This window comes from Streptomyces sp. NRRL S-340 (genome assembly GCF_000720185.1).
Classification (GTDB): domain Bacteria; phylum Actinomycetota; class Actinomycetes; order Streptomycetales; family Streptomycetaceae; genus Streptomyces.
Genome location: NZ_JOIY01000034.1, coordinates 123340 through 131449 on the forward strand (window position 1 = coordinate 123340; position 8110 = coordinate 131449).

General features: G+C 72.4%; 6 protein-coding genes. 4 read left to right on the plus strand and 2 right to left on the minus strand.

Features of this window, described 5'->3' with window-relative positions; all coding sequences use genetic code 11:
• Positions 1-60 precede the first annotated feature (60 nt).
• The 4 genes from IG64_RS25895 to IG64_RS25910 all read left to right on the plus strand — a co-directional run bounded on the left by IG64_RS25895 (position 61) and on the right by IG64_RS25910 (position 4624).
• A complete protein-coding gene (locus IG64_RS25895) occupies positions 61-1119 on the plus strand; it encodes a BlaI/MecI/CopY family transcriptional regulator (RefSeq protein WP_037860448.1) in 1059 nt (352 codons plus the stop codon).
• Between the two features lie 231 nt (positions 1120-1350).
• Complete coding sequence (locus IG64_RS25900) at positions 1351-2400, plus strand: ABC transporter substrate-binding protein (RefSeq protein ID WP_037860450.1); 1050 nt, start codon at positions 1351-1353, stop codon at positions 2398-2400.
• A gap of 152 nt (positions 2401-2552) precedes the next feature.
• On the plus strand, positions 2553-3557 hold the full coding sequence (locus IG64_RS25905; protein WP_037860451.1) for a FecCD family ABC transporter permease: 1005 nt from the start codon (positions 2553-2555) through the stop codon (positions 3555-3557).
• Positions 3554-4624: a FecCD family ABC transporter permease gene (locus tag IG64_RS25910; protein ID WP_037860453.1), complete on the plus strand. Its 1071-nt coding sequence runs from the start codon at positions 3554-3556 to the stop codon at positions 4622-4624. Before IG64_RS25905 ends, IG64_RS25910 begins: the two co-directional genes overlap by 4 nt.
• Positions 4625-4709: 85 nt before the next feature.
• Here the strand turns inward: IG64_RS25910 and IG64_RS25915 are convergent, their stop codons facing one another.
• Complete coding sequence (locus IG64_RS25915; protein WP_051813350.1) at positions 4710-6248, minus strand: MDR family MFS transporter; 1539 nt, start codon at positions 6246-6248, stop codon at positions 4710-4712.
• Positions 6249-6418: 170 nt separating this feature from the next.
• A complete protein-coding gene (locus IG64_RS25920) occupies positions 6419-7861 on the minus strand; it encodes an aldehyde dehydrogenase (RefSeq protein ID WP_037860455.1) in 1443 nt (480 codons plus the stop codon).
• Between the last annotated feature and the right edge of the window lie 249 nt (positions 7862-8110).

An 8110-nucleotide genomic window follows, 5' to 3' on the forward strand; every position in this document is an offset into this window, starting at 1 on the left:
ACAATTCGACGCCAAGTGGCGTCCCAGCCGACCGGGGCAACACGAGAAGAGGCCAACACCATGCCTGAACCCACCGCTTCGCGCGATCTGGCATCGCAGTACACCGCCCAGGTGACCGGTGACCTGGAGCGAAACCTCAAGGAGCAGGAGCGCGTCAGCGGCGAGATCGCCTCGCTGCAGGAGCAGTTGGCGGTCCTGCGGCGCGACCACGACGTGCTGGTCAACATGCGGCAGGCACTCGCCCAGAACGGCGCGTCCGCGGCTCAGCCGGCACCGGTCGCGGCGCCGGCCGCGAACACCGCGAGCGCGGGCACGAACACCGGCACGGTGCCCGCGCCCCGCCGCAAGAGCACCGCCAAGTCCGCCGCGGCCAAGCCGGCCTCGGCCAAGACCGGTGCCGCCGCCAGGACGGCCACCCCGAAGGCGGCCACCGCCAAGACGGCCACCGCCAAGGCCGCTACGGCAGCCAAGTCCGGCGCCGCCAAGACGGGCGCCGCCAAGTCCGGCGCGGCCAAGACGGGTACGGCCAAGTCCGCCGCCAAGCCGGCGGCGGGCAAGCCCGCGGCCGGCAAGAAGGCCACCGCCGACACCGTCGCCGCGAGCAAGAAGCCGGCGACGGCCGAGAAGACCGCGGCGGCCGCCAAGTCCACGGCGGCCGAGAAGACCGCGACAGCCGCCAAGTCGGCGACGGTCACCAAGTCCGCGGCGGCCGAGAAGTCCGCCGCGGCGAAGCCGGCCGCGGCCAAGACCACCGCGGGCAAGGCCACCACCGCGGGCAAGCCGGCGGCCGCGAAGTCCACGGCCGCCAAGTCCGCCGGTGCCAAGTCCGCCGCCGGTCAGCCCACGCTGGTCGAACTGGTCCGCCGTCACCTCGGCGAGCAGAAGGAGCCGCGTTCGGCGGCGGAGGTCGCCACCGCCCTCGGTCAGGCCCACCCCGACCGTGGCATCAAGACCACCGTCGTGCGCACCACCCTGGAAGGGCTGGTGGCCAAGAACCACGCCCACCGCAGCAAGCAGGGCACGTCGGTCTTCTACACGGCCAACGACGCCGCCGAGCAGGCCCCGGCCGTCAAGGCCCAGACCCAGGCCCAGGCCCAGCCGGAACCGGCCAAGGCCTGAGTCCCGGACGCCCCGGTGGGCCCGGACACGATGTCACCGGGCCCGCCGGGCCGGCCGGCCGACCATGAACTCCGGCCGGTGCATGGGCAGTTGGGCCGGGCGCGGGACATACCGGTACCGGGGTGGCTGGTGCGCAGGTGAGAGGGCACAGGCACCTCATGACAGATCCGGAAGGTCCTGTAAGGTGAGCCTATCCTTACTTACTGCTCACCCGTCCTCATCGGAGTGCACATGTCCCTTCGCCGCCGCGCCCCCGTCGCCGTCGCCCTCGCTGTCGTCGCCGCACTGTCGGTCTCCGCGTGCGGCAGCGGCTCCTCCGGCGGGGAGAACTCCTCCTCCAGTTCCTCGAGCACCGGGGGCGGCGGATCGAAGTCGGTGGCCAAGGGCGGCAAGGACTTCGGCAGTGCGGCCGAGAAGACCGCCGCGCTGGGCACGGACGCCAAGCCCGGCCAGTGGCCGCGCACCATCAAGCACGCGATGGGCACCACCGAACTCGCGAAGCGCCCCGAGCGGGTGGTCGTCCTGGACGTCGGCGAGCTGGACAACGTGGTCTCCCTCGGCGTCGAGCCGGTCGGCGTGGCGTACACCGAAGGGTCCCCGCACCTGCCCTCGTACCTGAAGGGTGCGGGCTCGCCGAAGAGCGTCGGAACCATCAACAGCCTCAACCTGGAGGCCATCGCGGCGCTCAAGCCGGACCTCATCCTGGGCAGCCGGCTGCGCGCCGCCGACTCCTACGACGAGCTGTCGAAGATCGCGCCCACCGTCTTCTCCATCCGGCCCGGCTTCACCTGGAAGCAGAACTACCTCCTGAACGCCGCGGCCCTGGACCGCACCGCCCAGGCCAAGGCCGCGCTGGCCGCCTACGAGAAGCGGGCCAAGGCCCTGGGTGACAAACTCGGCGCCGACAAGCCGACCGTGTCGATGGTGCGTTACATGCCCAACGGTGTGATCCGGCTGTACGGCAACGACTCGTTCATCGGCACGATCCTGAAGGACGTCGGCGTTCCGCGTCCGAAGAACCAGGACATCGCCGACCTCGCCGCCGAGATCAGCGCCGAGAACATCGACAAGGCCGACGCCGACTACATCTTCAGCGGGGTCTACGGCAACCCGGACGCCACGTCCCGCGGCAAGGCCCGGGGCAACCCGCTGTGGAAGAACCTCAAGGCGGTCAAGGCGGGCCACGCCTACGACGTGCCGGACGAGACGTGGTACCTCGGACTGGGTGTCACGGCCGCCGACTCGGTCCTGGACGACCTCCAGAAGTACCTGACGGCCTGAGCCGGACGACGGCGCGGACCGCCACGAGCTGAGATCACCACAAGCTGAGACCACCACCGGCTCAGCCACCGGCGGCGTGACCGCCGGGGAAGAGACCGTCGACGAGAGACCGCCGGTGAAAGAACGCTGACGAGGGAGAGTGAGCGCGGCCCATGTCGCCCCCCAACCGCCGCCGAGCGGCCTGGCTGCTGGCCGGGACGGTCATGCTGCTGGGCGCCGTCCTGCTGAGCCTCGCGGTCGGCAGCCGGCAGATCGCCCCCGCGACGGTGCTCCAGGCCCTGCTGCACGGCGGCACCGGCGACGACGCGCAGGTGGTCCGGGCGCTGCGGGTGCCCCGCACGGTCCTCGGCGTCCTGGTGGGCGTCGCGCTCGCCCTCGCCGGGACGGTGATGCAGGGCGTCACCCGCAATCCGATCGCCGAACCCGGTGTCCTCGGCGTCAGCCAGGGCGCCGCGGCCGGGGTGGTGTGCGCGATCGCCTTCTTCGGCGTGCACACCACGGGCGGCTACGTCTGGTTCGCGTTCGCGGGCGCGGTGGTGGCGGCCGTGGCCGTCTACGCCGTCGCCAGCGGCGGCCGGGGCGGGGCGAGTCCCGTCAAACTGGCGCTCGCGGGCGCCGCGATGAACGCCTTCCTCGCCTCCGTGGTCTCCGCCGTCGCCACCACCCGGGCCCATGTCATGGACGAGTTCCGTTTCTGGCAGGTCGGTTCACTCGACGGGCGCGGCGGCGAGGTCGTCTCCGAGGTCTGGCCCTTCCTGCTGGCCGGTGCGGTGCTGGTGGCCGTGCTCGCCCGCGGTCTGGACGCCCTGGCCCTCGGCGACGAGGCGGCCCGCGCGCTCGGCCACCACGTGGTCCGGGTGCGCGCCCTGGGCGCGCTGGCGGCCACCGTGCTGACCGGCGCCGCGGTGGCGGCGGTCGGCCCGATCGCCTTCACCGGCCTCGCCGTCCCGCACCTGGCCCGCGCCCTGGTCGGCAGCTCGCACCGCTGGGTGCTGCCGCTGTCGGCCCTGCTCGGGCCGGTGATGCTGCTCTGCTCCGACGTGCTGGGCCGTGTCGTCTTCCCCCCTTCGGAGGTCCCGGTGGCCGTCATGACCGCGGTGATCGGCGTGCCGTTCCTCATCGCCCTCGTCCGACGCCGTTCGGCGGTGGCCGCGTGAACCGCACCCGCCCGGCTTCCTTCGCCCCGGCCGGACACGCCGTGCTGCGCGCGCGGCGCGCCAGTGTCCTCGTGCACCGCCGGGCGGCCTTCGTCGCGGCCGGCCTCGCCGCCTTGCTGGCGTGCGCGGCGGTGGCGTACCTGTGCACGGGTGAGTCGTTCACCGCACCGCGCGAGGTGATCCGCGTCCTGCTCGGGCAGCCCAGTCCCGACGAACTCGTCGTCGGCACGCTGCGGCTGCCCCGCCTCGTCGTCGGTCTGCTCGCGGGCGCCGCGTTCGGCGTCGCGGGCGCGACGATCCAGACGGTCGCGCGCAATCCGCTGGCCAGCCCCGACGTCATCGGCGTCACCCACGGGGCGGGACTGGCCACGGTGACCGCGATGAGCTTCGGCCTCGTCCGGTACGACGCGCTGCCCTACGTCTCCGTCGCGGGCGGCCTCGGCGCCGCGCTGCTGGTGTACGTCTTCGCGTGGCGGCGCGGGCTGCACGCCTCGCGCTTCGTGCTCATCGGCATCGGGGTGTCGGTGGCGCTCGGCTCGCTGACCCAGCTGGTCCTCACCAAGGGCGATGTGGTGGTGGCCCAGCAGGCGAAGGTCTGGCTGACGGGTTCGCTCAACAGCCGGGGCTACGACCAGGCCGCGCCGCTCGCCCTGGTCCTGCTCTGCTCCGTCCCGGCGGTGGTGTGGGCGGCCCGTGCCCAGCGCGGCGCGGCGCTGAGCGACGACACCGCCCGCGCGCTCGGCATCCGGCTGAACGCGGTCCGGCTCGGGCTCACCGCGCTCGGCGTGGTCCTGACCTCCGTCGCGACCGGTGCCACCGGCCCCGTCGACTTCGTGGCCCTGCTCGCCCCGCAGATCGCCCGCAGGCTCACCCGGACCTCCCAGATCCCGCTGGTGTCCTCGGCGTTGACGGGCGCGCTCGTCGTCGTGGTCGCCGACCTGCTGGCCCGCCGCCTCTTCCACCCCGTGGAGCTTCCCGTCGGCGTCCTGACGGCCGCGGTCGGAGCCCCCTACCTGATGTGGCTGATCGCCCGCACCGGCAGGCGGTCCCAGGGCGCCGCGTCCTGATCCCTGGAAACGGCAGCGGGACCGGCCCCGAGGGTCCGGTCCCGCTTGCTGTGCCGTGCCCTCGCCGGAGGGCGTGTCCGTTCGTTCAGGAGACCGCCACCCGGTCGCCGGCGTTCTCGACGGGGGCGCCGCCGGCCGCCTGGACCGTGGTGTCCCCCGGCCGCCTGAGCGCGAGCGCGAGGACGGTTCCGACCGCGAGGGTGGGCGCGATCCACAGGAATCCGCTGCTCGTCGCGTGGGCGAAGGCGTCCAGGGCGGTGTCGCGGAGCGCGGCGGGGAGGTGGGCGATGGTGTCCGGGCGGGACGGGTCGAAGCCGCCGCCGGTGGGCAGGGCGCGGGTGCCGTGGGCGAAGCCGGTGGAGAGCAGCGTTCCGAAGACGGCGACGCCGAAGGCCGCGCCGATGGACCGGGCGAAGGTGACGACGGCGCTCGCCGCGCCGAGGTCGGCGGCCGGGACCGTGTTCTGCACCGTGGTCAGGACGACCATCGGGACCATGCCCATGCCGACGCCGGTGATCAGGAAGTAGACGCTGAGCAGGGCGGTGCCGGTCGCGGCGCCGATGGTGCCCAGCAGGAGCAGCCCGGCGAGGTTGACGAGCAGACCGGAGACCAGGATCAGGCGCAGGCGCCCGGCGTGGGCGGCCCAGCGGCCGGCCAGGGACTGGCTGACGACCAGGCCGGCGACCAGCGGCAGCAGGTGCACACCCGACAGGGTGGCCGAGACACCGTCGACGACCTGGAGGTAGGTCGGCAGGTAGACCAGCACGCTGAACATGGCGGCGTTGGCCACGAAACCGATCAGCGAGGAGAACACCACGGTACGGGAGGTGAGCATGGTCACCGGCAGGACCGGGGCGGCGGCACGCCGTTCGACGGGGACCAGGACGGCGGCCAGGGCGGCCGTGGCGAGGATCAGGCCGAGGATGGCCGGCGAGGTCCAGCCCCAGCGTTCACCGAAGGAGGTGACGAGGACGATGCCGGTGGCGATGGCGGCCAGGACCAGCGAACCGAGGTAGTCGATGCGGGCCTTGGCCCCCCTGGTGCCGGCGGGCAGCACCCGTGCCGCGATGACCAGGGCGACCGCACCGATGGGCAGGTTGATCAGGAAGGCCCACCGCCAGGACAGCTGGTCGGTGAAGATGCCGCCGAGCAGCGGTCCGACGATGCTCGCGACCCCGTAGACGGAGCCGAACATGCCCTGGTACCGGCCGCGTTCGCCGGGCGCGACGATGTCGCCGACGAGCGCGAAGGTCAGCACGATCATGCCGCCGCCGCCCACGCCCTGAAGTGCGCGTGCCGCGATCAGCTCGGGCAGGTTCTGCGCCAGACCGCAGGCCACGGAGGCGATCAGGAAGACGGAGGTGGAGGCCAGGTACAGGCGCTTGCGCCCGAACATGTCGCCGAGCTTGCCCCACAGCGGGGTGACCGCGGTGGACGCCAGCAGGTAGGCGGCGCTCACCCACGCGATGTCGTCGAACCCGTTCAGGTCCTCGGCTATCCGGGGCAGTGCGGTCGAGACGATGGTCTGGTCGAGGGCGGCGAGGAGGACCGCGAGGACGAGGGCGCTCATGGCGGCGGTGACACCGCGGGTTCTCGGTGCGGGCGATTGCTGTGCCTTGGACATCGGGGGATCTTTCGGGGAGGGAGCGGAAAGGGGTGTCGGGGCGGAAGGTGTGAGGGGCCGAAGAGGGGTGAGGATCCGGAAGGTGTGAGGGGTGCGCGGCCGGAGGTGTCGTCCGGTCCGGCCGCGCGCCGCAGGGGGTCCGGGGAGGCGCCGCGGGTGTCCCGGACGGGTCAGACGGTGACGGTCTTGTACTCGGTGTAGGTGCCGAGACCGACGGCGCCGTACTCGCGGCCGATGCCGCTGGCCTTGAAGCCGCCGAACGGGCCGTCGAAGCCGATCGAGGCGCCGTTGACGGTGACGGTGCCGGTCCGGATCCGCCGTGCCACGGCCAGTGCGTGGGCCTCGTCGGAGGACCAGACCCCGCCGGACAGGCCGTACTCGGAGTCGTTGGCGATACGGACGGCCTCGTCCTCGTCGTCGTAGGCGATGACGACCAGGACCGGGCCGAAGACCTCCTCCTGCGCGATGCGCATGGAGTTGTCGACGTCGGCGAAGAGGGTCGGGGTGACGTAGTTGCCCTTCTCCAGGCCCTCGGGGACCTGCGGGCCGCCGGTGACCAGGCGGGCGCCCTCCTCGATGCCGATCTGGATGTAGTCGCGCACCCGCTGCTGCTGGTCGGGGCGGATCATCGGGCCGATGAAGGTGTCCGGGTCGTTCGGGTCGCCCACCTTGAGGGACTCCACCAGCTCCTTGAGGCCGGCCACGACCTCCTCGTAGCGCTCGCGGGGGGCCAGGATGCGGGTCTGCGCGATGCACGACTCGCCGTTGTTGAGCAGCGAGGAGAACTTCACGCCCGCGACCGCCTTGTCGATGTCGGCGTCCGGCAGGATCACCGCGGCCGACTTGCCGCCCAGCTCCAGGGAGACCCGCTTGAGCTGCTCACCGGCGATGGAGGCGATCCGGCGCCCGGCCCGCGTCGAGCCGGTGAACGCGATCTTGTCGACGTCCGGGTGCGAGACGAGGTACTCGCTGGTCTCCCGGTCGGCGGGCAGCACGCTGACCACGCCTTCCGGCAGCCCGACCCGCTCCAGCAGCTCGGCCAGGAAGCCCATGCTCAGCGAGTTCTCCGGCGACACCTTCAGGACCACCGAGTTGCCCGCCAGCAGCGCCGGGATGATCTTCGAGGTGGCCGAGGAGAACGGCGAGTTCCACGGGATCACCGCCGCCACCACGCCCACCGCTTCCCTGCGCACCACGCTGCGGAACGGGGAGGCGGGGTCCGACGGCGTGAGCGTCTCCTCCCAGCCGAACTCCTCGGCCGCCTTCAGGTACGCGTTGGCCTGCCGGGTCAGGCCCGGCTGGCCCGCCCGGGTGAACCACAGCGCCGATCCGTTCTCCATGGAGATCAGCTCCGCGATCCGCTCCGCGTTCTCCTCCCGCAGCGCGTTGAACCGGCGCAGCACCGCCACCCGCTCCGCGGGCGCCACCGTCGACCAGACACCCGCGTCGAAGGAGGCCCGGGCCGCCGCCACCGCACGGTCCACGTCCGCCGGCCGCGCCTGCGCCGCCCGCCCGATCACCGACCGGTCGTGGGGCGACAGGATCTCCAGCAGCTCCGACTCGCTCGGCTCGGTCCAGGAACCCGCCACGAACAGCCGGTCGTACGTGATCATCACAATCCGCTCCTTCAGGTACCGCGAGATCGGGGGATCCCGCGGTCGATCGCTTATCTGTCACTAGACTGTAGCACTTCTTCTTGTTAACAGCGCATAAGCGTGACGACTGGAGCGACCAGACTCCTCATTGGAGGTACTTTTAGGGGATGAGAGCCGACGCAGCACGCAACCTGGAAGCCGTCCTGACCACCGGGGCGCGGATGCTCGCCGCCGACCCGGCCGCGAGCATCGCGAGCATCGCCGCCG

Coding starts and splice junctions, on each gene's coding strand:
- IG64_RS25920 (WP_037860455.1), bottom strand. CDS start 7,861: ATGATCACGTACGACCGGCTGTTCGTGGCGGGTTCCTGGACCGAGCCG.
- IG64_RS25900 (WP_037860450.1), top strand. CDS start 1,351: ATGTCCCTTCGCCGCCGCGCCCCCGTCGCCGTCGCCCTCGCTGTCGTC.
- IG64_RS25915 (WP_051813350.1), bottom strand. CDS start 6,248: ATGTCCAAGGCACAGCAATCGCCCGCACCGAGAACCCGCGGTGTCACC.
- IG64_RS25895 (WP_037860448.1), top strand. CDS start 61: ATGCCTGAACCCACCGCTTCGCGCGATCTGGCATCGCAGTACACCGCC.
- IG64_RS25905 (WP_037860451.1), top strand. CDS start 2,553: ATGTCGCCCCCCAACCGCCGCCGAGCGGCCTGGCTGCTGGCCGGGACG.